This is a genomic window from Xanthomarina maritima, from assembly GCF_008084905.1.
Lineage (GTDB): Bacteria > Bacteroidota > Bacteroidia > Flavobacteriales > Flavobacteriaceae > Xanthomarina > Xanthomarina maritima.
This window is the reverse complement of sequence record NZ_VSFC01000062.1, coordinates 181,903-206,521: the sequence shown is the minus strand read 5'-3', so window position 1 is coordinate 206,521 and position 24,619 is coordinate 181,903. Positions and strand designations below refer to the sequence as shown.

Sequence of the window (24,619 nt, the reverse complement as noted above, 5' to 3'; positions counted from 1 at the left end):
ATTTATTGCTTTTCTAACGTTCTTCCTACAAGCCAAGGTTTATTCGATTCAAAAATGGTTAAAGTTGTTGGTATATCTCGATTAGATGTGTCTCGAGATGATTTTGTATGAAATCGTGCTTGCGTATTATTTAAATCTAAAGTGAATTTTGAATCGAAATCTGTTTTAGTGGTTGTAAAATAGACAATTTTTTTCTCCAATTTCCAAGTTCCTTTTCCATATGCATTAGTTTCTGGAGTACTTCCACCATCTAGTTTTTTAAAACTATGGATATCGAAACTTCCATTTGGATGCAATACAATTGTTTCACCAAAAGTCCCATTAGAACCTTCAAAATAAAATTGATAGGTCCCATTAATGGCTTCGTTTTGAGAAAAAACTGTTGTTTGAAGTATGATTAAAGTGAGGAAAAGAATCTGTTTCATAATAAATTGATTTAGAACAGATTTACAAAAATTATACCACAACTAAAACATACTGATAAAAATCTTTAAAACCCTCGCTCCTTCTGCAACTGCTCATAAGCATCTTGAACCTGTCTGAATTTTTCTTCAGCTCCTTGTTGATGTTCTTTTCCTAAATGAATCACTTTATCTGGATGGTATTTCTTAGCCATTTTTCTATAAGCAGCTTTAATTTCGGTTACTGTAGCATCTTTAGTTATTTCGAGAATTTTATAGGCATTATCGCTACTGTTATAAAACATGGCTTTAATGCTTTCAAAATCTGGATGGCTAATGCCTAAATAGTTAGCTATAGTTTGTATGGTGGTAACTTCACTTTCAACTACAATGCCATCAGCTTTAGCTATTCCGAATAAAAAATGAAGCAACTGTAAACGTGATGGATGATCCATCATTTGTCTAATTTGCAAACAAACCTGTCTTGTTGGAATCTCTTGCTTATTAATTCCTTTAAATAATTTAAAAGCATGATTAGCTCTTTCCTTTCCATACATGCCAACAAATTGCTGACGTACAAAATCTAATTCTCTTTGATCTTGTTTCCCATCTGCCTTAATAACAACAGACGCAAGAACCAACAAGCTAATTTCAAAATCACCAGATTGGGTTCTTCTTGCTTTTCCATAAGATTGTTGTGTGTCTACTTTAATGTTTCCATTAGAAAATCCATCTACTACACTACCTAAAGCTAACCCTAAAATAGCACCAATTGGTCCACCAAATGACCATCCTAAAGCTGCTCCAATCCATTTTGAAAAACTCATTAATCTATAAATTTTATTTATTGCCAAATATACTATTTGTTAGTAGTTTGTCCATAAAGTTTGTTACACAATTGGTATCTTTGTACTCTAAAATAATAATCTTAAAAATTAAAAGATATGTATCCAGCAGAATTAGTAAAACCAATGCGTGAAGATTTAACCAAAGTTGGTTTTGAAGAATTACATACTGCAGAAGCTGTTGACCATGCTTTAGCAAAAGAAGGAACCACTTTAGTTGTGGTTAACTCTGTTTGTGGTTGTGCTGCAGCCAATGCACGTCCAGGAGCAAGAATGAGTATTCAAAATGCAAAACGACCTACAAATTTAGTCACTGTTTTTGCAGGAGTAGATAAAGCTGCTGTTGAACAAGCTAGAATACACATGGTACCGTTTCCACCAAGCTCTCCATGTATGGCTTTATTTAAAGATGGTGAATTGGTTCATATGCTTGAACGTCATCATATTGAAGGTCGTCCAGCAGAAATTATAGCTGAGAATTTAATCGATGCTTATAACGAGTATTGCTAAAATAACAAATCGAATAAAGATGTAATAGCCACGGTTTTTATCGTGGCTTTTTTATGTATTTTCATATCCATTTAGTAATATAGCATCTTTAAAAAACGTTATGAAAATTTCATTTATAATAAGTTTATTCATTTCACAACTTATCTTTCTAGCAGCATTTAGTTGTACAGATGACGATGAACCAATGTCTTGTGAAGAGAGGGAAGCCTATATCAACGAGCAAAGAGATCTAATTCGAGCTTTTGCAGAAACTTCCATATGTAGTGAAGATTTTGAATGTCGCTATATAGCCTTCGGAAACAAACCTTGTGGAGGGCCTTGGGAATTTTTAATTTATACTACTTCGATTGATACTTTAGAACTTACTTATTGGGTTAATGACTTTAATCTTCAAGAAACAACTTATAACCAGGATGGTTGTGGTGGTATGTCAACTTGCGATACTCCAGTACCTCCTATTGGATTTGACTGTATTGATAATAAATGCATTCCTATCTATTAATGTTTTAAGCAACATTAATTTCTTAATTTTGTAACATGCAGAAAACAATTGCTTATATATTAACTTCCATCTACGCTTTCTTCTTTTTATTGACGTTAGTAATATTTCATCCTATTCAATGGTTTTGTTTTAATGTTTTAGGTTACAATGCACATAAAAAAAGTGTGGATTGGCTTCAGTTTTTTATTATGCGTTGTACCAATATTTTAGGAACTCGTTACACATTTACTAATTCTTATAAAATCTCGAAGAATCAACCATTAATTATAGTGGCTAACCATCAAAGTATGTACGACATATCTCCTATAATGTGGTATATGCGAAAACACCATCCAAAATTTATTAGTAAACAAGAATTAGGTAAAGGTATTCCAAGTGTCTCTTACAATTTACGCCATGGAGGTTCTGTTTTAATTGATAGAAAAAATCCGAGACAGTCCTTACCAGCTATTTTAAAATTTGGTGAATATATTGAAGAAACCAAACGAGCAGCAGTTATTTTTCCGGAAGGCACACGAAGTAAAAATGGATATCCAAAACCTTTCCAAACAAAAGGATTAGAAATGTTATTTAAGAAAATTCCTTCGGCTATAATTGTTCCAATAACAATAAACAACTCATGGAAAATGTTACGTTACGGTAAATTTCCTATGGGAATTGGAAATCATATTCAATTAACTGTTCATGAACCTTTAAAATTAACTAACTTTGAAGATAAGCAAGAGTTAATAAAACAAATTGAAACTGCAATAAGCTCGAGTATAAAACCTTAAAATTCTAAATTATGTCGTTGAAAAATGTCAGATTGGAAGTCATGCAACATCTTGAAAAAGATGTCGATTCCTTAATAGAAAAATACCTGATTCCTGTAGATAGTATTTGGCAACCAACAGATTTTTTACCTAATTCTGAAGGTGATAATTTTATGGAAGAAGTCAGAGAAATTAGAGAACTCTCTAAAGAGCTTCCTTACGATTTTTGGGTGGTTTTAGTTGGAGATATGATTACCGAAGAAGCTTTACCTACTTACGAATCTTGGCTTATGGATGTAGAAGGTGTCGATCAAGGTGGAAGAAATTCTTGGGGAAAATGGGTAAGACATTGGACAGCAGAAGAAAACCGTCATGGAGACGTTTTAAACAAATACCTCTATCTTTCTGGTCGTGTGAATATGAAGGAAATAGAAAAAACCACTCAACATCTAATTGCTGATGGTTTTGATATTGGCACAGATCAAGATCCATATAAAAACTTCCTTTATACCAGTTTTCAAGAATTAGCAACATATATTTCTCACAATCGGGTGGCAAAACTTGCTAAAGACAAAGGCAATAAGCAATTAAGTAAAATGTGTAAGATTATTTCTGGAGACGAAATGAGACACCATCATGCCTATTGCGAATTTGTGGAACGCATTTTTAAAGTGGATCCCAACCAAATGATGATGGCGTTTCAACAGATGATGAAATTAAAAATCACCATGCCAGCACATTTTTTAAGAGAATCTGGTGGTAAAATTGGTTCTGCATTCGAAGAATTTTCAAATACAGCACAGCGAATTGGTGTTTATACAGCAAACGATTATGTGGACATTTTAGACAAACTTATTGTCCGTTGGGAAATTGATAGAATCACGAACTTGTCTGACGAAGCCGAAAAAGCAAGAGACTACTTAATGAAACTTCCTTCACGTTTAACTAGGCTGTCTGAACGTATGAAAATTTCTGAAAATTCGCATCAGTTTAAATGGGTGGAGCCTATTATTTAATTCCTAAATGACACAGGAAGAGCAAATTGAAAAAACCAAAATCTTTGTAAAAGAAACCCTTAAAAATGCCGAAGGTGGCCACGACTGGTTTCACATTCTAAGAGTGTTTAATAATTGCTCTCTTATCTCTGAAAAAGAAGAAGTAGATGCCTTTGTAGTAAAACTTGGAGCTTTATTACATGATATTGCAGACAGCAAATTCCATAATGGAGACGAAACAGTTGGTCCAAAATTAGCACGAGATTTTTTAAACATTATTCAAGTTGAAAAAGAGGTTGTTGACCATGTCATCCAAATTATTGAAAACATATCTTACAACTCCTCTTTAGACCCTTCAAAAACATTTAAATCTCCAGAATTAGATGTCATTCAAGATGCAGACAGATTAGATGCCCTTGGAGCCATTGGAATTGCCCGAACCTTTAATTATGGTGGCTTTAAAAACAGAGCCATATACAATCCAGATATTCTTCCAGACCTCAACATGAGCAAAGAAGCATATAAAAAATCTACAGCTCCAACCATCAATCATTTTTACGAAAAACTATTGTTGCTAAAAGACCTTATGAACACCAAAACAGGTAAACAAATTGCTGCTGAGAGGCATGAGTTTATGGAACAATATTTAGAGCAGTTTTATGCTGAATGGGAAGGTGAAAAGTAATTATACACTATTACTTCCCAGAAAATTCAGCTTTACGCTTTTCAAGAAATGCCGTTGTTCCTTCAGTAAAATCTTCAGTAGCAAAACAGTTTCCAAATTCTTCAATTTCTACTTGAAAACCATCAAGCCCATCTTTATAGTTAGCATTTATAGCTTTAATAGCTCCTTTAATAGCAACCGAAGAATTTCGCATAATTTTACTAGCTATTTTTTCAGCTAATGGTAATAATTCTTCTTGTGTTGTTACATGATTTACTAAACCATAAGCAAGTGCTTGATTAGCGTCTATCATACCAGCTGTCATAACCAGTTCCATAGCACGACCCTTACCAACTAATTGAGGTAAACGTTGTGTGCCACCATAACCAGGAATAACACCAAGGGACGTTTCCGGAAGTCCCATTTTAGCATTATCGCTAGCCACTCTAAAATGACAAGCCATAGCCAATTCCAATCCTCCTCCTAGAGCAAAACCATTAACTACTGCAATAACTGGAGTAGATAAATTTTCAACGAAATCGAATAATAATTCTTGTCCTTTTGCTGCAAGCTTACCTCCATTTTTAACATCAAAATGAGCAAACTCACTTATATCTGCTCCTGCTACAAAAGCTTTTTCGCCACTGCCTGTTACAATAATTACTTTGGTATTAGCATCTTTATTTGCAGCATCGAAAGCATCATGCAATTCTTGAATAGTTGCTTTGTTTAACGCGTTCAATTTGCTTGGTCTGTTAATAGTAATGGTTGTAATTCCGTTTTGGAACTTTGTTAAGATATTTTCGTAAGTCATTTTAATATTTTTAATGAGGACTCTTCGACAAGCTCAGAGTGACAATAATTTATAATTTTACTTTTTATTCTTTTGGAAAAGACACTTTAAAAGTAGTTCCAATATGTTTTTGAGATGTAAAGGTAATACTTCCTTTATAAGTTTCCACAATGTTTTTTACCATAGCTAAACCAAGTCCCATACCACTTGATTTTGTGGTGAATTTTGGCTCGAAAACTTTTAAAATATTCTCTTCTGAAATACCAATACCATTATCTGAAATTTCTATAACAACATGTTGGTTTTCTTCTGATACTTTAACCACTATGTCTTTATCTTCCTGTTCGTCTGGAATAGCCTGAATGCCGTTTTTTACCAAATTAGTAATCACACGAATAAGTTGAGTTCTATCGAACTTAGCCATAATTTTATTTTCTTCACACTGAAATACAATATAATCTTCGCTAAAAATATCTAAGGCCAATCGTGTAATTTCAACAACATTTAGTGTTTCGTTTTGTTGCGCTGGCATTTTCGCAAAATTTGAAAATGCTGAAGCTATCGAACTCATAGTATCTATTTGCTGAATAAGCGTTTTAGAATATTCATCAACTTTTTGGTGAATGTTTTCATCTGTAGGGTCAAACTTCCTTTGAAAACTCTGGACACTCAATCGCATAGGTGTTAACGGATTTTTAATCTCATGCGCCACTTGTTTTGCCATTTCTCTCCAAGCTTGTTCGCGTTCACTTGTAGCTAACTTTACAGCACTTTCTTCTAACTCATCAATCATGCTATTATAGGAAGTAACTAGAGCTGCAATCTCATCACTTGTCGATTCTATATCAATTTTTTTATTGTGTTTTTCAAGTCTGGTTTCATTCATTTTATCACTTATAGTTTTAAGTGATTTAGTAATATATTTTGACAGAAAATATGCTAATCCAATGGCAATAATTAGCATTAAAATGTAAGCATAGCTTAAACGTTCCAGAAACTCATTAAGCTCTTTATTTAAAAAATCGTCGTTTTCTAAATAGGGCAAATTTAATATGGCTAAAGGTTTAAATTTTTGATCTGTTATATAAGAATATGATGATAAATATACCTCTCCATTTTCTTCAGTCGTACTAACATATCTATGTTCTAACGTATTAGATAGAGAATTTAAAACTTCGGCATTAAGACATTTTGTAATTGAATCTGTTTCAAATGTTGCTCTTGAAGATTTTACAAGCCCTCCATCTAAATCATAAAGATTGATTTGTAATTTGTGAATAGCTGCAATTTCATAAATTTCATCTTTGAAAATTAAAGGAATGTTTTCTGTAGAAACTGGATAGGTTGTTTCCTTTATGGCATAATTAATACTCTCTTTGATGTTTTCTTCTTTTCGTTCTAATCTATCATTATGATAATCTCTAGCTTCTTCGTTATATTGATAAATAGTAACTGCAGCAATTAGTATAGATGCTAATAAAACCAAAAGAATCATGGCTATAAATATGCGAAGTCGTAAAGAAAGTTTTCCTAAGTACATACTAATATTTGTGCTTCGATAAATATAACAATAATCGCTCCAAAAAGTTATGCATTGGGATTTTTAGAACGTATGTTTTTGTAAATCTTGAATCCTAACATGAGTAAAATACCCAAAACAAAAATTCCAATAACTCCAAAAACCCAATTAATAGCACTTTTTAAAATGACTAAAAATACAACTGCAAAAAGAATAAACGTGGCTCCTTCATTCCAAAGCCTCATATAATTAGACGACTTTTTAACCACATCTTTTTGCAATTGTTTGTAGTAAACTTGTGTTTTAAATTGATAAATAAATAAAAGAAAAACAAAAGCTAATTTAACATGCATCCATGGTTGTTTTAACCATTCTGGTTGTAAAATTAAAAGCCAGATTGCAAATATAGTTGCTAAAATAGCTGAAGGCCAAGTAATAATAATCCATAATCTTTTTGCCATAAGCTTTAGCTGCTTTCCGAGAATTTCTTTTTCTGGTGAAGGTTTATGAAATGCTTCAATTTGATACACAAACAATCTAGGTATGTAAAACAAACCAGCGAACCATGTGATGACAAAAATTAAATGAAGTGATTTTATGTAGTTGTAATATTCCACTGTTTAAATGTAATTATTCTTTTTCAACTGGTTGAATTATTAGCGTCGATTTTATTTCCTTATTTAAAAAATAGGCAGTAACAATAGTTGCTAAAATATCTGAAATTGGAAAGGACATCCAAACTCCTAATTCGCCATAAAACATAGGTAATATTAAAATTAAAGGAATAAAAAAGAAACCTTGTCTGGTTAATGTTAATAAAAGTGCTGGAATCGCTTTTCCTATTGCTTGAAAATATGCAGCTCCAATTAATTGTATGGCAATAATTGGTGTGGCTGCAAAAACCCATCTCATAGCACTTGGTGTTTCTTTTAAAACCTCAACGTCATTAGTAAAAAGTCTGGTAATAGATTCGGGGAAAATCATTAGAAGTATAAAAATAATCGTTGCTAAAAAAACAGCATATTTTATTGCTGTGTTTATAGATTCTCTTACTCTTGTATATTTAGCTGCTCCATAATTAAATCCAGCAATTGGTAAAAATCCTTGAGTAATTCCAAACACAGGAAATAGTGCAAACATGAGCATTCTTCCTACAATGGCATAAGCAGTTACAGACGATTCTCCACCTAAATCGTAGAGAATATTATTCATAAATAGATAGGTAACACTTACAACAGCTTGTCTTGCAAGAGTTACAAAGCCTAAAGATCCCATTTCTGAAACAATAGATTTTTGAAGTCCGAAATGTGAAAAATTCAATTTTAATTCTGAATTTTTAGAGGCAAAAAACCAAAATATAAAACCAAAACACAACAAATAGGAAGCTGTCGTAGCCCAAGCTGCACCTTCCATGCCATAGTCTAAAACATTAATGAATAAATAGTCAAGAATTAGGTTGCCAACTGATGGAATCATCATAGCATACATGGCAAATTTAGGCTTGCCTTCTGCTCTAATAACAGTATTCCCCATCATACACAAGGCTAAAAATGGGACTCCATAAAGGACTATGGTATAATAAATTTTTGCAGGTTCGAAAATAGCACCTTTTCCTCCAAATGTTGGAATAATGGAGTCGACATAATATACCCCAAAAACAACAAGAGTAACTGTAAATAATAAAGTTAAGGTAATTTGATTCCCAAAAGTTTTTAAGGCTTTTTCTGTATTATATCCACCCAAAGCTCTAGAGATTATAGAAGAACCTCCAATACCAATGGACATTCCTAAAGCTGCAATAAAAAATGAAACGGGAAGTACCACATTAATTGCTGCTATTGCTGTAGATCCAATCCAATTACCAACAAAAATAGTGTCTACAAGAATATTTAAAGACATCACCAAAATACCTATAGAAGCTGGAACAGCTTGTTTTACAAGCAACTTTCCAATTGGTTGAGTTCCTAAATCTTGTGAAGACACTTTAGCCATTAAACTGGAAGTTTTTCAGGTTCTGCCCAATTTAAGATCCATTCAGTCAATAAATCTACCCAAGCATCATCGTCATTCAAACATGGGACAGTTGTGAAATTATCACCTCCAATTTCATGGAATATTTCCTGACCTTCCATGGCAATTTCTTCTAAAGTTTCAAGGCAATCGCTTACAAAAGCTGGAGTTACAATAGCCATATTTTTTACGCCTTGCTTTCCTAAACGCTCAATAGTTCTATCTGTATATGGTTGTAACCATGGATCAAATCCTAATCGAGATTGAAAACTAGTTGAAAATGTATTTGGTTTTAAATCTAATTTTTTTGCTACCAATCTGGTCACTTCAAAACATTGATGTCTGTAACAAAACTCATGAGCACTTGAGGGTTTTGCACAACAACTTTTATCAATTTTACAATGAGAATTAGTAACATCGCTTTTAAAAATATGTCGTTCTGGAACACCATGATATGAGAACAATAAATGGTCGTAAGTTTTACCTTCTAAATGCTTCGAAATACTATCTGAAAGCACTTCAATATATCCTTTATTATTATAAAAAGCTGGTAGATCTGTAATTGTTAAATTAGGAAAGTTGGCTTTTCTTATTTCTTCAGTTAAAACTAGGATAGTTTCAGTTGTGGCCATAGCAAACTGAGGATACAACGGAATAAGTAAAACTTCATCTACACCTTTATCTACCAATTCTTGTAATCCTTTTTTAATAGTCATACTTCCATAACGCATGGCTAAAGCCACAGGATACATAATTCTTTTTTGAACTTTTTTCTTAAGTCTTTCAGAAATTACAATTAATGGAGAACCTTCTTCCCACCATATTTTTTGGTAAGCAGCAGCCGAAGCTTTAGGTCTTGTGTTTAAAATAATACCTTTTACAAGAAGTGTTCTTGCCCAAAGTGGGACATCAATCACACGTTCGTCCATTAAAAACTCTCCCAAATATTTTTTAACATCTTTTGGATTCGGACTATCGGGAGAACCAAGATTTACAAATAATATTCCTTTCATATGCATTTCCCACAAAAGTGGAAATCTCATTTTTAATTTAATTAATTAAAATTATGCCAGCGAAGATACCGACATTATATATTTTTTTGGAGTGGTTCCATATTTCTTTTTAAATGCCGAAATAAAATGACTGGACGTACTGTAACCAACTTTTAATCCAACTTCGTTGACATTATGACTTCCTGATTCTAATAATTTTCTGGCAAATTCCATTTTGTATTCAAATAAAAAACTGAAAACTGAATCGCCATAAATTTCTTTAAAACCTTCTTTTAATTTTTTTAAACTTAATTGAATTTCGTCTGCTAGTTCTTGTAATGTAGGTGGTTCTGCCATTCTAGAGATGATAATATCTTTAGCCTTTCTAATTTTAATAACATTTGTTTCATCTACTAAAAAAGGACATTGTTCAATATTGGCATCTTCACTTCTATTAAAATACAAACTCAATAATTCGTAAGCTTTTCCTTTAAAATATAAGTTCTTAATAGAAGAATTTAAGTTATAATTTAGCAACTGATTTAAAACAATTGCCATTGAAGGCGAAATTTTTCCATCTTTATAATACTTTTTATCCTTATTATCATCACTTAAAAAAGTGATATAATCTGCTTCTTGAGAAAACAAGCTATGAAATTTTTTAATAGAAATTAAAACGGATACCAACCAAGAATGTGGATTTACGTTTAAATGTATTGGTAAATCTCTTTGAGGATTATAAAGTAAAAGAGAATTTTCATCTTGAATATCTAAGGCATACCTTCCTTCATTGAAAATAAATTTACTGGATCCTTTCAAGCAATAATGAAATTGAATAAAACTACTATCTATCTCACGTTCAAGAGATTCAAAATCACCACTTTCATTTTGATAGGTTAAAACAAAAAAATCTTTGTCAATTTCAATTTCTTCAAAAGTCCCTTTAGCGATGTTTTTTTCAATATTAAAACTTGAATTCATATTGTTTTATTTAGATTGATTCTAAACAAATGTGTTTAAAAGCATTGATATGAGGGCAAAAATATGACATTTATCATATTATATTAAAAAATAAAGTTAAAAATCGAATAGCGATACTTAAAGTTCTTTGAGCGTTACTTTTTATCTAAACATAAATTTACATTTGTTTCAGAATTCCCAAGTCAGGTATGGAATATATGAATACAACGAAAACAACTTACTTCTACGCTATTGGTTTAAGCTATAAAAAAGCCGATGCCGAAATTAGAGGTCATTTTAGTTTAGACGAGAATGCGAAGGCTAACTTGTTATTACAAGCTAAAGAAGCTGGCATTGAAAGTATAATTGTAACTTCTACTTGTAACAGAACCGAAATTTATGGTTTTGCCGAACATCCATATCAACTTATCAAATTACTTTGCGAAAACACCAAAGGAACAGTTGAAGAGTTTCAAAAAGTTGCTTATATCTATAAAGGAAAAGAAGCAGTTTCGCATATGTTTAGAGTTGGATCTGGTTTAGATAGTCAGATTCTTGGTGATTTCGAAATTATTAGTCAGTTAAAAACTAGTGCTAGAAATTCTAAAAAAGAGAATTTATTTAATGCTTTTTTAGAACGCTTAATTAATGCTGTTATTCAGGCTAGTAAGCGTATCAAAACAGAAACAAACATTTCTTCTGGAGCCACTTCGGTTTCATTTGCTTCAGTTCAATATATTATGAGTAATATTGAGAATGTAACTGATAAAAACATCTTGCTTTTTGGAACTGGTAAAATTGGCAGAAATACTTGCGAAAACCTTGTAAAACACACCAAAAACAAACATATTACTTTAATTAATAGAACTAAAAATAAGGCAGAAGAAGTTGCTGGGAAATTTAATTTGTTAGTTAAAGATTATGCCAATTTACAAGAAGAAATTAATCAATCAGATGTTTTAATTGTGGCCACAGGAGCACAAAATCCAACGGTTGATAAACAATTAATTCAATCTAAAAAACCATTGTTAATTTTAGATTTATCAATTCCAAGAAACGTCAATGTAAACGTGACTGAATTAAGCAATGTAAGTTTGATTCATTTAGACGATTTATCTCAAATTACAGACGAAACTTTAGAAAAACGCAAAGCGCAAATACCTCTAGCAAAACAGATTATTCAAGAAGTTGAAGCTGAATTTAATGCTTGGTTAGAAACTAGAAAATTTGCTCCTACTATCAAAGCTTTAAAATTAAAATTAAACGATTTCAAGATTGCTGAATTAGATACACAACGTAAAAAACTATCTGGTTTTAATGAAGAACAAGCAGAATTAATCAGTAATAATATCATTCAAAAAATAACAAATCATTTTGCACATCACTTAAAAGATGATGCTATTCCTACAGATGAAAGCCTTGAACTTATAAAAAAGGTATTTCAATTAGATGCAAATACAACTATATAAACATGATTGAAGTAAGAATATTTAAAAGTTGTTACCTTTGTCATCTAAAAAAATCATCATTCAGGTGAAACCATAAAACATGTCTAAAACAATTAGAATTGGTACTCGCGATAGTCAATTAGCACTTTGGCAAGCTAAAATAGTACAACAGCAATTAGAAAGTTTAGGTCATAAAACCGAACTCGTACCAGTTAAATCTACTGGCGATTTAGTTTTAGACAAACCCTTACATGAATTAGGCATTACTGGTGCTTTTACAAAAACACTTGATATTTCTATGCTTAATGGAGATATTGATATTGCTGTACATTCTTTAAAAGATGTTCCAACCGTATTGCCAATAGGCATTGTACAAGCTGCAGTAATAAAACGTGGAAATATTAAAGACACGTTAGTTTTTAAAAATAACGAAGAGTTTTTATCTCATAAAGATGCTATTATCGCAACTGGAAGTTTACGTCGTCGTGCACAATGGTTAAACAGATATCCTACTCATACCATCGTTGGTTTAAGAGGAAATGTAAATTTAAGGCTTCAAAAACTAGAGGAAAATAAAGATTGGAATGGAGCTATTTTTGCTGCTGCTGGTTTAGGCAGATTAGATATAAGACCTGAAGAAGCTATCAATTTAGATTGGATGATTCCTGCTCCTGCCCAAGGAGCTATCATGATTACTGCTTTAGAAGAAGACAAAGAAGTTAGAGCTATTTGTACTGAAATTAATCATGAAGAAACCGAAATTTGCACAACTATTGAACGTAAATTTCTTAATTTATTAGAAGGCGGATGTACTGCTCCTATTGGAGCTTTAGCTTATATTAATAAAAACGAAGAGGTCGTTTTTAAAGGTATATTATTAAGTCCTGATGGTACAAAAAAAATTGAAGTAACTAAAACCGAAAAGCTTGGAGTACATCATAATATAGCTCAATTCTGTTCTAATTACATTATAGAAAGAGGCGGAAAAACTTTGATGGATAGTATAAAAAATCAAGGTAAGAAAACCAATATCTATTCAACAAAATCTTTAACCGAAGGACAAATTCATTTATTTAACGAAGGTCTTTTAGTTAAAAGCAACGATGCTATTAAAATTAGTTTGAATAGAATTCCTCTAGCTACATTAAAGACTCCAATTAAGAATGCTGTTATTACAAGTAAAAATGCAGTTGAAGCCATCTTAACAAATTGTCCAGCCGAAGATTTAAAATTCGAAAACATTTATTGTGTTGGTAGAAGGACCAAGCGTATGGTTGAAAAACGTATTGGAAAAGTTACTCATTCAGAAAACAACGCTAAAGATTTAGCGAACTATTTAGTTGAATATATAGATGGTACTGAAGTCACTTATTTTTGTAGTGATTTAAGACTAGATTATTTACCTATTATTTTAGGTGAAAACAACATAAAAGTCAACGAAATTGAAGCCTATCAAACCAAATACGATGCTATTGAAGTAGACAAAAACATTGAAGGCGTTATGTTTTACAGTCCTTCAACAGTTCAAAGCTATATAAAGAAAAACCACGCAAATGGTGTTGCTTTTTGTATTGGAGAATCGACAGCATTAGAAGCTAAAAAGCATTTTAAAGATGTTCGGGTTGCGAAAATACCAACTGTTGAAAGTGTTATTGAATTGGTAAACGAGCATTATATGTAAAATATTGTCATGCTGAGCTTGTCGAAGCTTTCAAATTATAAGAAATTAAATTAAAAAGTTTCCCACCTTAGTGGGAATGACAGAATAATATGAGTATTAAAAACGATTTATTTTTAAGAGCATTAAAAGGTGAAACTGTAGATCGTCCACCAGTTTGGATGATGCGTCAAGCAGGACGTTACTTGCCAGAATTTATGGAAATCAAAGCTAAATACGATTTCTTTACACGTTGTCAAACACCAGAACTAGCTAGTGAAATTACAGTACAACCCATCCGAAGATACGGAATGGATGCAGCTATTTTGTTTAGCGACATTTTAGTGATACCTCAAGCTATGAATATTGAAGTTCAAATGAAACCAAATTTTGGACCTTATTTGCCAAACCCTATTCGTTCTCAAAAAGATGTGGATAACGTCATTGTTCCAGATGTAACTATAGCATTAGATTATGTGTATCAAGCCATAAAAGCAACAAAAGAAAAACTAAATAACGAGATTCCGTTAATTGGTTTTGCTGGTTCTCCTTGGACTATTTTATGTTATTGTGTACAAGGTCAAGGCAGCAAAAACTTCGATAAAGCCAAAGAGTTTTGTTTTACAAATCCGATTGCTGCACACCAATTGCTTCAGAAAATTACAGATACTACCATTGCTTACTTAAAAGAAAAAGTAAAAGCAGGTTGTAATGCTGTTCAGGTATTCGATTCTTGGGGAGGCATGTTGTCTCCTGTAGATTATCAAGAATTTTCTTGGCAATATATCCAACAAATTATCGATGCTCTAAAAGACGATGCTCCAGTAATTGCTTTTGGAAAAGGGTGTTGGTTTGCTTTAGGCGAAATGGCTAAATCTGGAGCTTCGGCATTAGGAGTAGACTGGACATGTTCAGCTCAAAATGCACGCTATTTAACTGGTGGAAACATCACGTTACAAGGAAATTTCGATCCTACCAGATTATTTTCTCCTCCTTCAGAAATTAAAAAAATGGTGCATCAAATGATTAACGATTTTGGGAAAGATAAATATATCGTAAATTTAGGTCACGGTATTTTACCAAACATCCCTTTAGATAACGCCAAAGCATTTATAGATGCTGTAAAAGAATATAAAGTTTAAAAAATGACTTTTTCAACTGAAACATTTAAACTTGAAGCGCTCAAACAAGATGATGCTTCAAGTTTAAATGCTTTAATGATAACTAATGGAAAAAGCTTTCAGAAGTATTTACCTAAAACTTTAGCACAAAATCTGTCGGAATCAGATTCTAAAGAATACATTTTAAAGAAGAATAAAGCCATACAAACTCAATCAGAATTCACTTTTGCTCTAAAAGATATGGATACAAATAAAGTGGCAGGTTTAGTCATTTTAAAAAATATTGATGAAACGAGTAAGCAAGGTGAATTTGCTTACTGTATTGGTAATAAGTTTTCTGGAAAAGGTTGGATAACACAAAGTATAAAGGCTGCTACCAAATTTGCTTTTGAAGAATTAGGCTTACAAAGTCTACAAATCATTATCCATAAAACAAATTTAAGCAGTATTAATGTGGCTAAAAGGTGTGGTTTTCAATGGACTAAAACACTTGAAAATGCCTTTACTCCTACTGGAAAAAACGCGATAAACATGGAGCTTTACGAACTTCAATATGAAAGATAAATTTTACCAATACATACAAGAATTACAAGACACTATAACTTCTAAACTTGAAGAAGTTGATAGTAAAGCTAAATTCCAAGAAGATCTTTGGAAGCGTCCTGAAGGTGGAGGAGGCAGAACTCGGGTTATTGAAAACGGAAACGTTTTCGAAAAAGGTGGTGTTAATATTTCTGCTGTTCATGGCGAATTACCAGAAACCATTCGTAACCATTTTGGTGTTAAGGATGCTAATTTCTTTGCTTGTGGTTTAAGTTTGGTACTTCATCCTAAAAATCCAATGGTTCCAACGGTTCATGCTAATTGGCGTTATTTTGAAATGTATGATCAATCTGGAAATATAGCAGAAAGCTGGTTTGGTGGTGGTCAAGATTTAACACCATATTATTTATTTGAAGAAGATGCTAAACATTTTCATCAAACCTGTAAAACTGCTTGCGATCGACATAATGCCGATTTCTACAAAAAATACAAAACCAAATGTGATGACTATTTTTACAACGCACATAGAAATGAGGGTCGTGGAATAGGTGGACTATTTTTCGATTACTGCAAAACTTCAGATGAAATGTCAATGGAAAACTGGTACAACTTTATAGCCGATGTTGGAAACAGTTTTCTGGAAGCCTATATTCCTATAGTCGAAAAAAGAAAAGATTTACCATTTACTGAAGCACAACGTAACTGGCAAGAAATACGTCGTGGACGTTATGTAGAATTTAATTTAGTTCATGATAAAGGAACGCTTTTTGGACTTAAAACCAACGGAAGAATTGAAAGTATTCTTATGAGCTTACCTCCACACGTACAATGGGTTTATAATCATGAACCTGTTGTGGGAAGTGAAGAAGAAAAACTAATTGAAGTATTAAAACATCCGAAATCTTGGGTTTAAATTTTTTTAAATATTACGTTTTTTTCGCATTCTATTGTTCAACATTTTCGCAAAACGATAGCATCATTAAAAGTACATACATTAAAACATTTCAAGATAAAATTTCTACAAGAGCCTCTATAATAAACACATCTAATAGCTTTTATATTTATGATAAAGAAAGTGGAGACCATTATATATTAGAACCTAATAAAACAAATTATCTAGGTTTTTCGATTTTATTTCGTTCGATAGAAATTGATTATGGGTTTTCACCAAATTTTCTTTCTGAAAATAAAGACAATAAAGATTCTAGATTATTTACATTTAATTCTAGAATGTTTTATAATCAATGGATGCAAACCATAGATTTTTACAATCAAAAAGGATTTTATTTTAAAGATGAAAGTAATAAAGTTGAATTACCTGGAGTTAAATCCCTAAAAGTAGGTGGCTCAACTTCTTATATTTTCAATAAAAATTTCTCATTTAGAGCCATAGGATTTCAAAATGAATGGCAAATAAAAAGTGCCGGAAGTTTTATACCTAGACTTTATTATTACTACACAAAATATAAGTTAGAAGAAGACAATATTAATGAAAAAGCAAATACTTTTAATATTGCTATTGCACCATCATATTATTATAATTTAGCAATAACAAAAAACATACTTTTTTCTTTAGGTGGCTCTGCAGGTATTGGTGTTAATCATAGTAATAATCTAGGTTCCGAAAATTTAACATCTGCTTTATTTGAATTTACTGGTAGAGCTGTTATAAGTTATAATTCAGATTCCTTTTTTGGAGGAATTAATTCAAATATTGTCATATTAAAACACAATGTTGATAAGACTACAAGACAAGATGATGAGATAACCTATCTAGAGTTTTATATTGGATATCGTTTTAAAGCTCCAAAGAAATGGATTAATTTTGCTGATAATTTTAATGAAAAATACGGACTTTAATTAAACAATATATGTATCCAATAAGAAGAAATAGACGCTTAAGGACCAACGAAGCCATTCGCTCTTTAGTTCGAGAAACTACAATCTCTCCAAACGATTTTTTGGTTCCACTTTTTGTGGTTGAAGGAAAAGGTGTTAAAGAAGAAATTGTTTCTATGCCAAATTACTATCGTTACAGTTTAGACTTACTTGAAAGAGAAGTTAAAGAACTATGGAAACTAGGTTTAAAATCGGTTCTACTTTTTGTAAAAGTATCTGATAAACTCAAGGACAATACAGGAAAAGAAGCATTAAATCCCAAAGGTCTTATGCAACGTGCCATTAAAACGGTAAAAAATGCTTGTCCAGATATGTTAGTAATGACAGATGTTGCTCTGGATCCATATTCTATTTATGGACATGATGGAATTATTGAAAAAGGAATAATCCTTAATGATGAAACAGCCGATGTTTTGGCCGAAATGAGTCTTTCTCATGCCAAAGCTGGTGCTAATTTTGTTGCTCCTAGTGATATGATGGATGGTCGTATTTTAACTATTCGTGAAGCTCTAGAAGACGAAGGTTATTTCGATACAGGAATTATGAGTTATTCAGCAAAATATGCTTCAGCATTTTACGGCCCTTTTCGTGATGCTTTAGATTCAGCTCCTGTTGATTTAAAAAATATTCCAAAAGATAAAAAAACCTATCAAATGGATTATGCCAATCGTTTTGAAGCCATTCGTGAAACCGAAATGGATATTGATGAAGGTGCAGATATTGTTATGGTAAAACCAGGATTATGTTACTTAGACATTGTTAGAGAAATTAAAAACGAAGTCGATGTGCCTGTTGCAGTTTATCAAGTTTCTGGAGAATATGCCATGCTTAAAGCTGCTGCTGAAAAAGGTTGGTTAGAACACGATGCTGTTATGATGGAACAAATTACTGCCATTAAGAGAGCTGGAGCAGACATTATAGCGAGTTATTTTGCTAAAGATGTGGTGAAACTATTAAATTCTTAATACAAAAACATTAAACCAAAAAGGCATTAATTCTTTTGCAAGATTTGATGTCTTTTTGTTTATCCGATTGTAAATACATTTCGTAAATTAGCAAGAAACAAACAACACGCTAATGAGTACACTCATTTTTTGGGCCACTATTTCTATATTCTTTTCATTTTTATGCTCTATTCTAGAAGCTGTTTTACTAAGTGTTACACCAACGTTTATTAATATAAAAAAGCAAGAAGGTAAAGAATATGCTTTTTTATTAGAAAATTTAAAAAAGGATGTTGATCAGCCTTTAATTGCTATACTTACACTTAATACTATTGCACATACTTTAGGTGCAATGATGGTTGGTATTGAAGCTGAAAAACTGCCATTTAAAATAGAATTATTAGGAATAAATACAGTTGGTATTATATCAGCTATTATGACTTTATTAATCCTAATTGTTTCCGAAATTATACCAAAAACCATTGGTGCTTCCTATTGGAAATCTTTAGCTGGTTTTACAGCAACTGCTTTAAATATTCTTATATTCCCTTTAAAATATACTGGTATTTTATGGCTACTAAGACTTACAACCAAACTTATTGGAGGTAGTGCTCATGGTAGTGTTTTAAGTCGTGAAGATTTTCATGCCATGACAGATTTAGCCGAAGAAGAAGGTGTTTTTCATGAATCTGAGTCTAAGGTCATAAAAAACATGCTTACTTTTAAGGAAGTGTTAGCAAAAGATGTCATGACTCCAAGAACAGTTATGAGTATTGAAGATGAAAATCAAACTATTGAAGCTTTTTTTAAAAATAACGCTAATACTAAATTCTCTAGAATTCCTGTTTTTACTAACAATTCAGATAATATTACAGGATTGGTTTTAAAAGACGAAGTGTTTAAAGAAATGGCTTTTGGTAATGGAAATAAATTAATTTCAGATATTAAAAGAAACATCATCATCATCAATCGAAGTATGCCTATTCCACGCTTATTTGAACAATTGGTCGAAAGTAAAAACCACATGGCTTTAGTTGTTGATGAATACGGTACAGTAAGTGGTTTGGTTACCATGGAAGACGTAATAGAAACACTTTTAGGAATGGAAATTATGGATGAAAGCGACGATGTTCCAGATTTACAATTATTAGCAAGAAGAAGCTGGGAAGCTCGAGCCAAGAGACTTGGTTTAATTGATGATGTAGAAGCTGAAGACTAATGGAGAGTTGTATAATAAGTTCGCCTTTAGGATTCACTCAAATAACTGGAGATGACAATGGTATTTCCTCTATTACTGTGCTAAATTCAGAAGAAAAAGTTACTGATATAATTCCTGAATGTCTTCAAGATTGTGCCTATCAGCTCAACGAATATTTTAAAGGGAATAGAACACATTTCGACCTACAATTAAACCCAGAAGGAACCACTTTCCAAAAGAATGTTTGGAATGCCTTAATAAATATTCCATATGGTAAAACGCTTTCTTATTTAGAACTTTCAAAACAATTAGGAGACGTAAAAGCTATACGTGCAGTAGCCAATGCCAATAGTAAAAATCCATTATGGATTGCGGTGCCTTGTCATCGTGTTATTGGAAGTGATGGAAGCTTAACAGGTTATGCTGGAGGATTATACAGAAAACAATGGTTGCTGGAACACGAAAGTCCTTATAAGCAACAATCCTTGTTTTAAAATATACCTCTTAAAATTTCAAATTCAACAAAAAAATATATCTTTAATCTTTAAAATATTTAATTGTATGAAGTACCTCAAATTTCTAGTTTCTCTTACGCTACTTATTGCCATATTTTATACTTTAAATACACGTTTTGGTTCTATTCCTGCCATTGGTGAATTTTTAAACCCTGCTCAGGGGATTTGGCAAAATGAAAACACCGAATCTATAACTGGAAATGTTCAAATAAATGGACTTTCAGATAAAGTTACAGTTCATTACGACGAGAATTTAGTGCCACACATTTTTGCTCAAAACAATACCGATTTATACAAAGCGCAAGGTTATATTACAGCCAAACATCGTTTCTGGCAAATGGAGTTTCAAACACATGCGGCAGCTGGTCGTTTATCAGAAATTATAGGAGAAAAAGCACTTGATTACGACAGAATGCAACGTAGAAAAGGGATGGGTTTTGGTGCTGAAAATGCCATTAAAAAAATGGAAGAAGAAGATCCTGAAATCATTGCTTTTGTTGAAGCTTATAGCGAAGGAGTTAATAGTTATATTCAATCTTTAAAACCTAAAGATTATCCTGTAGAATACAAATTATTAGGGTACAAGCCTGAACCTTGGTCTTTAGACAAAACAGCGTATTTATTGATGTACATGACAGATATGTTATGTGGACGAGAATCGGATTTAGAATACACCAATGCTTTACGTTTGTTAGGAGAAGAACGATTTAATTTACTATATCCAGATTTTTTTGATGTGAACGATCCTGTGATTCCAAAAGCAACAGATTGGAGTTATATAGAAACTCTTATAACCGAGACTCCGTTAAGTGATTTACCTCTTGATTCTATTGTAGAAACCATGGAAAAACCAGATCCAGATAATGGCAGTAACAATTGGGCTGTTTCAGGTGAAAAATCTTACTCTGGAAACCCAATTCTTGCTAACGATCCACATTTAGGTCTTAACTTACCATCTATCTGGTTTGTCATGCAATTAGCAACACCAGAACACAATGCTTATGGAGCAACACTTCCAGGAGCTTTAGGTATAGTTTCTGGTTTTAATACAGACATAGCTTGGGGAGAAACCAATGCCACTAGAGATGTTAAAGATTGGTATAAAATTGAATTCAAAGATACTAGCAGAACACAATACAAATATGATAATGCTTGGAAAAACACAACTCTTAGAATTGAAGAAATTAAAATAAAAGGAGAAGAAACCTATCTAGATTCTGTTATATATACTCATCATGGACCTGTAAGTTACGATCATACCTTTAAAGGCAATGGCCAAAAAGAAGGTTATGCCATGAAATGGATTGGACACATTGGTGGAAATAATCAAAGAACTCTAATCGATTTAAATACTTCTAATAATTACGACGATTATTTAAAAGCATTGCAACATTGGGTAGCTCCAGCACAAAACTTTGTGTTTGCCTCAACAAATGGAGATATTGCCCTTTGGATTCAAGGGTTGTTTGCCAATAAATGGCAAGGGCAAGGGAAATTTTTAATGGATGGAAGCAATCCTGAAAACGATTGGCAAAGCTTTATTCCGAAAAGTAATAATGCCTTTTCTAAAAATCCAGAACGTGGGTTTGTTAGCTCGGCAAATCAACATCCTGTGGATGCAACTTATCCCTTTTATGTGTTTAATGATGGTTATGAAACCTATAGAAATCGCGTGATTAACGATTTTTTTAATTCAAAAGAAACATTCACTATTCAAGATTTTAAAGACCTTCAAAATAATAATTACAATTTAAAGGCTTCAGAATTATTACCAACCATGTTCGAAAACATGGACACCTCTAGTTTAACTCAAGTAGAATTGGATATATTAAATATTATTAAAGCTTGGGATTTTAATAGCGATATCGACCAAATAGAACCAAGTATTTGGGATTTATGGTGGAAAAAACTATATCCTATAACTTGGGATGAATTTGATATAGAAAACACAGCTTTGTTAGATCCTTATACCTATCAAACCATTTTCATGTTTAAAAACTATCCAGAGCATGAGGTTATGGATATTTTAGAAACCCCTAAAAAGGAAACGGCAAAGGATTTATTCTTAATCACTTTTAAGGAATTAGCTAAAGAGCTTACCGAATGGAAAGAAGAGCATGGAGATTATAATTGGCAAGCCTACAAAGCCACTTATGTTGGGCATTTATTACAAGGCTTACCTGCTTTTTCAAGATTTAATTTACCTATTGGAGGAGACAGAAATACGGTTAATGCAGCTGCTGAAAACCATGGTCCTTCCTGGCGAATGATTGTAGAAATGACCTCTCCTCCAACCGCTTTAGGTATTTATCCTGGAGGACAATCTGGAAATCCCGGAAGTAAATATTACGATAATTTTATAGACCGTTGGGCTGTAGGTGACTATTTTGAAGCCCTATTTATTCAAGACCAAAAAAGTACTGAAGGCATTATTTCAACCCAAACTTTAACTCCGTAAACATGACAAAAAAAATCATTAATTTTATAACAACAATTATAGTTGCACTTATTCTTTCTCAATTTTTGCCTTGGTGGTCTATTATGGTGGCTGCTTTTGCAACAGGTTTATTTTTTAGTTTAAAAGGTGCTTCAGTATTTGTAGTTCCATTTTTAGCCATCATGTCTTTTTGGATGGTTTATGCATTTTGGTTAAGTAATACAAACGATTTTATACTTGCAAATAAAATTGCTGTTTTATTACCATTAAATGGAAATGCCTATCTTTTAATTTTAGTAACCGCAATTATTGGAGGTCTTGCTGCAGGAATTTCTGGAATATTTGGAAAACAATGTGTAACTTTATTGTCTGAACGTTAATAGATTAACAAGATGATTGATAAATTAAATCTCGAAAACATTCTCTTTCTGGACATAGAAACCGTTCCAGAAACACGGCATTTTTCAGATTTAGACGAAACTATGCAAACACTTTGGGAGCATAAAACTCAATATCAAAGAAAAGACGAATTTACTGCCGAAGAATTTTATGATCGAGCTGGAATTTGGGCTGAATTTGGTAAAATAGTCTGTATTTCTGTTGGGTATATCAAATACCAAGGAGATATAAGAACCTTTAGGGTTACCTCTTTTTATGGTGAAGAAATTAAACTTTTAAAGGATTTTAAAAATCTATTGATTTCACATTTTAGTCAGAATAAACACCTTCTGTGTGCTCATAATGGCAAGGAATTCGATTTTCCTTACATAGCTAGACGTATGATTATTCATAACATAGAATTGCCATACAAATTAAATCTTTTTGGCAAAAAACCATGGGAAGTACCTCATCTTGACACACTAGAACTTTGGAAGTTTGGCGATTTTAAACATTATACCTCATTAAAATTACTCACAAATATTTTGGGTATTCCATCGCCAAAAGATGATATTGATGGCAGTGAAGTCTATCGAGTTTATTACGAAGAAAACCAAATAGATAGAATAATTACTTACTGTGAAAAAGATACGATTGCTGTGGCTCAAATTTTCTTAAGACTTCGTAGAGATGAACTGCTTCATGAGAATGAGATTGTTCACATTTAAAACTTAATTAGTTGTTTAATAAAAAAGTCCAAAGTTTTCACTTTGGACTTCTTCATATATATTAATTATAGCTTATTGTTTAATAAACTTCTTAACTCTTATTTCTTTTCCGTCATGTATTTTAATAAAATATATTCCAGAATTTAAATTAGACACATCTATATTTCCTTCAGTAGTTCCATGAGATAATTTTTGCCCTGAAATATTTAATATTTGGTAGCTAAAAAATTCTAGTCCTAAAATATTAACTGTAATAGCATTTTCTTTAACTGGATTAGGATATAATACAAATTCTTCTTTAGTACTTGAAATTGTTTCAGAAGTTAATGAGTATAATTCAACTACATTATTTGCTTTTGCAGCAGCATTTGTTTTTCCAGTAATAGTAACTTGATCAATATAAATCTGTTCATTCTTTTTTGATGCAATACATTGAAATCTAAATCCACTATTAGAGACAAAGTTATATTGAGCAGAAGTTAAGACAACTGTAGCATTATAAAATGTATTATTATTAAATCCTGAACCAATTACATAACTTTCTATTGTATTCCAAGATGTTCCATTATAATATCCAAAAGATAGTCTTTCGCCATTATTTAAACCATTGAAATAAAAGTAAAAATCAATCTCAACTAGTGAATAAGGAGCAATGTTGATATCTGATAAAAACATGGTAGATGCCGTTCCAGAATTATCTCTTAATCTTATTGAGTAACCACCTTCATAAGAATAACTAGAAGCAGTTCTTGTGCAGTCGTTTCCTCCTTCTACCCAACCGTCTAATCCAGTTTCAAAATAGCCTTGA

Annotated in this window: 26 protein-coding genes; 17 read left to right on the top strand and 9 right to left on the bottom strand. The window is 32.0% G+C overall.

Features of this window, described 5'->3' with window-relative positions; genetic code table 11:
• Positions 1 to 2: 2 nt before the first annotated feature.
• Both FVF61_RS13255 and FVF61_RS13250 read right to left on the bottom strand, forming a co-directional pair.
• Positions 3 to 425: a hypothetical protein gene (locus FVF61_RS13255; RefSeq protein ID WP_148457200.1), complete on the bottom strand. Its 423-nt coding sequence runs from the start codon at positions 423 to 425 to the stop codon at positions 3 to 5.
• Between the two features lie 65 nt (positions 426 to 490).
• The gene (locus FVF61_RS13250) at positions 491 to 1,228 is read right to left on the bottom strand and encodes a TerB family tellurite resistance protein (RefSeq protein ID WP_148457198.1); all 738 of its coding nucleotides are present in this window, start codon (positions 1,226 to 1,228) and stop codon (positions 491 to 493) included.
• 117 nt (positions 1,229 to 1,345) lie between these two features.
• Between FVF61_RS13250 and FVF61_RS13245 the strand changes: the two genes are divergently transcribed.
• From FVF61_RS13245 to FVF61_RS13225, 5 genes are all read left to right on the top strand, one after another.
• Positions 1,346 to 1,756 (top strand): BrxA/BrxB family bacilliredoxin, encoded by a 411-nt coding sequence (locus tag FVF61_RS13245; protein ID WP_148457196.1) that lies wholly within the window; start codon positions 1,346 to 1,348, stop codon positions 1,754 to 1,756.
• A gap of 100 nt (positions 1,757 to 1,856) precedes the next feature.
• On the top strand, positions 1,857 to 2,258 hold the full coding sequence (locus FVF61_RS13240; protein ID WP_148457194.1) for a hypothetical protein: 402 nt from the start codon (positions 1,857 to 1,859) through the stop codon (positions 2,256 to 2,258).
• A gap of 35 nt (positions 2,259 to 2,293) precedes the next feature.
• Positions 2,294 to 3,031, top strand: a complete 738-nt coding sequence (locus tag FVF61_RS13235) for a lysophospholipid acyltransferase family protein (protein ID WP_148457192.1) — start codon at positions 2,294 to 2,296, stop codon at positions 3,029 to 3,031.
• Between the two features lie 11 nt (positions 3,032 to 3,042).
• Complete coding sequence (locus tag FVF61_RS13230; RefSeq protein WP_148457189.1) at positions 3,043 to 4,026, top strand: acyl-ACP desaturase; 984 nt, start codon at positions 3,043 to 3,045, stop codon at positions 4,024 to 4,026.
• A 7-nt stretch (positions 4,027 to 4,033) separates the two neighbouring features.
• Positions 4,034 to 4,690: an HD domain-containing protein gene (locus tag FVF61_RS13225; protein WP_148457187.1), complete on the top strand. Its 657-nt coding sequence runs from the start codon at positions 4,034 to 4,036 to the stop codon at positions 4,688 to 4,690.
• Between the two features lie 10 nt (positions 4,691 to 4,700).
• On the opposite strand, the gene FVF61_RS13220 is transcribed toward FVF61_RS13225, so the two are convergent.
• The 6 genes from FVF61_RS13220 to FVF61_RS13195 all read right to left on the bottom strand — a co-directional run bounded on the left by FVF61_RS13220 (position 4,701) and on the right by FVF61_RS13195 (position 10,964).
• The gene (locus tag FVF61_RS13220; RefSeq protein ID WP_148457186.1) at positions 4,701 to 5,483 is read right to left on the bottom strand and encodes an enoyl-CoA hydratase/isomerase family protein; all 783 of its coding nucleotides are present in this window, start codon (positions 5,481 to 5,483) and stop codon (positions 4,701 to 4,703) included.
• 64 nt (positions 5,484 to 5,547) lie between these two features.
• A complete protein-coding gene (locus FVF61_RS13215) occupies positions 5,548 to 7,002 on the bottom strand; it encodes a sensor histidine kinase (protein WP_148457184.1) in 1,455 nt (484 codons plus the stop codon).
• 47 nt (positions 7,003 to 7,049) lie between these two features.
• A complete protein-coding gene (locus FVF61_RS13210) occupies positions 7,050 to 7,598 on the bottom strand; it encodes a CopD family protein (protein ID WP_148457182.1) in 549 nt (182 codons plus the stop codon).
• Positions 7,599 to 7,611: 13 nt separating this feature from the next.
• On the bottom strand, positions 7,612 to 8,973 hold the full coding sequence (locus FVF61_RS13205; protein WP_148457180.1) for an MATE family efflux transporter: 1,362 nt from the start codon (positions 8,971 to 8,973) through the stop codon (positions 7,612 to 7,614).
• Positions 8,973 to 10,004 (bottom strand): ferrochelatase, encoded by a 1,032-nt coding sequence (gene hemH / locus FVF61_RS13200; protein WP_148457537.1) that lies wholly within the window; start codon positions 10,002 to 10,004, stop codon positions 8,973 to 8,975. The genes FVF61_RS13205 and hemH overlap by 1 nt, the downstream gene beginning before the upstream one ends.
• A gap of 51 nt (positions 10,005 to 10,055) precedes the next feature.
• Positions 10,056 to 10,964, bottom strand: coding sequence for a helix-turn-helix transcriptional regulator (locus FVF61_RS13195; protein WP_148457178.1), 909 nt, complete (start codon positions 10,962 to 10,964; stop codon positions 10,056 to 10,058).
• A gap of 188 nt (positions 10,965 to 11,152) precedes the next feature.
• On the opposite strand from FVF61_RS13195, the gene hemA reads away from it, so the two are divergent.
• From hemA to FVF61_RS13135, 12 genes are all read left to right on the top strand, one after another.
• The gene (gene hemA / locus FVF61_RS13190) at positions 11,153 to 12,412 is read left to right on the top strand and encodes a glutamyl-tRNA reductase (protein ID WP_148457176.1); all 1,260 of its coding nucleotides are present in this window, start codon (positions 11,153 to 11,155) and stop codon (positions 12,410 to 12,412) included.
• 79 nt (positions 12,413 to 12,491) lie between these two features.
• Positions 12,492 to 14,072: a hydroxymethylbilane synthase gene (hemC, locus tag FVF61_RS13185; protein ID WP_148457174.1), complete on the top strand. Its 1,581-nt coding sequence runs from the start codon at positions 12,492 to 12,494 to the stop codon at positions 14,070 to 14,072.
• 89 nt (positions 14,073 to 14,161) lie between these two features.
• Positions 14,162 to 15,190, top strand: a complete 1,029-nt coding sequence (gene hemE / locus FVF61_RS13180; protein ID WP_148457172.1) for a uroporphyrinogen decarboxylase — start codon at positions 14,162 to 14,164, stop codon at positions 15,188 to 15,190.
• 3 nt (positions 15,191 to 15,193) lie between these two features.
• Positions 15,194 to 15,733, top strand: coding sequence for a GNAT family N-acetyltransferase (locus tag FVF61_RS13175; RefSeq protein ID WP_148457170.1), 540 nt, complete (start codon positions 15,194 to 15,196; stop codon positions 15,731 to 15,733).
• Complete coding sequence (gene hemF, locus FVF61_RS13170) at positions 15,723 to 16,625, top strand: oxygen-dependent coproporphyrinogen oxidase (protein WP_148457168.1); 903 nt, start codon at positions 15,723 to 15,725, stop codon at positions 16,623 to 16,625. The genes FVF61_RS13175 and hemF overlap by 11 nt, the downstream gene beginning before the upstream one ends.
• Positions 16,616 to 17,572 carry a DUF4421 family protein gene (locus FVF61_RS13165; RefSeq protein ID WP_158635217.1) on the top strand — a complete coding sequence of 319 codons (957 nt, stop codon included), beginning with the start codon at positions 16,616 to 16,618 and terminating at the stop codon, positions 17,570 to 17,572. The genes hemF and FVF61_RS13165 overlap by 10 nt, the downstream gene beginning before the upstream one ends.
• Before the next feature lie 11 nt (positions 17,573 to 17,583).
• On the top strand, positions 17,584 to 18,576 hold the full coding sequence (gene hemB / locus FVF61_RS13160; protein WP_148457164.1) for a porphobilinogen synthase: 993 nt from the start codon (positions 17,584 to 17,586) through the stop codon (positions 18,574 to 18,576).
• Between the two features lie 112 nt (positions 18,577 to 18,688).
• On the top strand, positions 18,689 to 19,774 hold the full coding sequence (locus FVF61_RS13155) for a CNNM domain-containing protein (protein ID WP_148457162.1): 1,086 nt from the start codon (positions 18,689 to 18,691) through the stop codon (positions 19,772 to 19,774).
• Positions 19,774 to 20,247, top strand: a complete 474-nt coding sequence (locus tag FVF61_RS13150) for a methylated-DNA--[protein]-cysteine S-methyltransferase (RefSeq protein ID WP_148457160.1) — start codon at positions 19,774 to 19,776, stop codon at positions 20,245 to 20,247. Before FVF61_RS13155 ends, FVF61_RS13150 begins: the two co-directional genes overlap by 1 nt.
• A gap of 67 nt (positions 20,248 to 20,314) precedes the next feature.
• Positions 20,315 to 22,726, top strand: coding sequence for a penicillin acylase family protein (locus FVF61_RS13145; protein ID WP_148457158.1), 2,412 nt, complete (start codon positions 20,315 to 20,317; stop codon positions 22,724 to 22,726).
• Positions 22,727 to 22,728: 2 nt separating this feature from the next.
• Entirely contained in the window at positions 22,729 to 23,085 is a 357-nt protein-coding gene (locus tag FVF61_RS13140; protein WP_148457156.1) for a hypothetical protein, read from the top strand.
• Positions 23,086 to 23,097: 12 nt separating this feature from the next.
• A complete protein-coding gene (locus FVF61_RS13135) occupies positions 23,098 to 23,811 on the top strand; it encodes a 3'-5' exonuclease (protein WP_148457154.1) in 714 nt (237 codons plus the stop codon).
• 72 nt (positions 23,812 to 23,883) lie between these two features.
• Here the strand turns inward: FVF61_RS13135 and FVF61_RS13130 are convergent.
• Positions 23,884 to 24,619: T9SS type A sorting domain-containing protein (locus FVF61_RS13130; RefSeq protein WP_158635216.1), on the bottom strand; the 736-nt coding region annotated here is incomplete at its 5' end.

Coding starts and splice junctions, on each gene's coding strand:
- FVF61_RS13230 (WP_148457189.1), top strand. CDS start 3,043: ATGTCGTTGAAAAATGTCAGATTGGAAGTCATGCAACATCTTGAAAAA.
- FVF61_RS13220 (WP_148457186.1), bottom strand. CDS start 5,483: ATGACTTACGAAAATATCTTAACAAAGTTCCAAAACGGAATTACAACC.
- hemF (WP_148457168.1), top strand. CDS start 15,723: ATGAAAGATAAATTTTACCAATACATACAAGAATTACAAGACACTATA.
- FVF61_RS13245 (WP_148457196.1), top strand. CDS start 1,346: ATGTATCCAGCAGAATTAGTAAAACCAATGCGTGAAGATTTAACCAAA.
- FVF61_RS13250 (WP_148457198.1), bottom strand. CDS start 1,228: ATGAGTTTTTCAAAATGGATTGGAGCAGCTTTAGGATGGTCATTTGGT.
- FVF61_RS13145 (WP_148457158.1), top strand. CDS start 20,315: ATGAAGTACCTCAAATTTCTAGTTTCTCTTACGCTACTTATTGCCATA.
- hemA (WP_148457176.1), top strand. CDS start 11,153: ATGGAATATATGAATACAACGAAAACAACTTACTTCTACGCTATTGGT.
- FVF61_RS13215 (WP_148457184.1), bottom strand. CDS start 7,002: ATGTACTTAGGAAAACTTTCTTTACGACTTCGCATATTTATAGCCATG.
- FVF61_RS13205 (WP_148457180.1), bottom strand. CDS start 8,973: ATGGCTAAAGTGTCTTCACAAGATTTAGGAACTCAACCAATTGGAAAG.
- hemH (WP_148457537.1), bottom strand. CDS start 10,004: ATGAAAGGAATATTATTTGTAAATCTTGGTTCTCCCGATAGTCCGAAT.
- hemE (WP_148457172.1), top strand. CDS start 14,162: ATGAGTATTAAAAACGATTTATTTTTAAGAGCATTAAAAGGTGAAACT.
- FVF61_RS13150 (WP_148457160.1), top strand. CDS start 19,774: ATGGAGAGTTGTATAATAAGTTCGCCTTTAGGATTCACTCAAATAACT.
- hemC (WP_148457174.1), top strand. CDS start 12,492: ATGTCTAAAACAATTAGAATTGGTACTCGCGATAGTCAATTAGCACTT.
- FVF61_RS13240 (WP_148457194.1), top strand. CDS start 1,857: ATGAAAATTTCATTTATAATAAGTTTATTCATTTCACAACTTATCTTT.
- FVF61_RS13140 (WP_148457156.1), top strand. CDS start 22,729: ATGACAAAAAAAATCATTAATTTTATAACAACAATTATAGTTGCACTT.
- FVF61_RS13255 (WP_148457200.1), bottom strand. CDS start 425: ATGAAACAGATTCTTTTCCTCACTTTAATCATACTTCAAACAACAGTT.
- FVF61_RS13175 (WP_148457170.1), top strand. CDS start 15,194: ATGACTTTTTCAACTGAAACATTTAAACTTGAAGCGCTCAAACAAGAT.
- FVF61_RS13195 (WP_148457178.1), bottom strand. CDS start 10,964: ATGAATTCAAGTTTTAATATTGAAAAAAACATCGCTAAAGGGACTTTT.
- FVF61_RS13155 (WP_148457162.1), top strand. CDS start 18,689: ATGAGTACACTCATTTTTTGGGCCACTATTTCTATATTCTTTTCATTT.
- hemB (WP_148457164.1), top strand. CDS start 17,584: ATGTATCCAATAAGAAGAAATAGACGCTTAAGGACCAACGAAGCCATT.
- FVF61_RS13225 (WP_148457187.1), top strand. CDS start 4,034: ATGACACAGGAAGAGCAAATTGAAAAAACCAAAATCTTTGTAAAAGAA.
- FVF61_RS13135 (WP_148457154.1), top strand. CDS start 23,098: ATGATTGATAAATTAAATCTCGAAAACATTCTCTTTCTGGACATAGAA.
- FVF61_RS13235 (WP_148457192.1), top strand. CDS start 2,294: ATGCAGAAAACAATTGCTTATATATTAACTTCCATCTACGCTTTCTTC.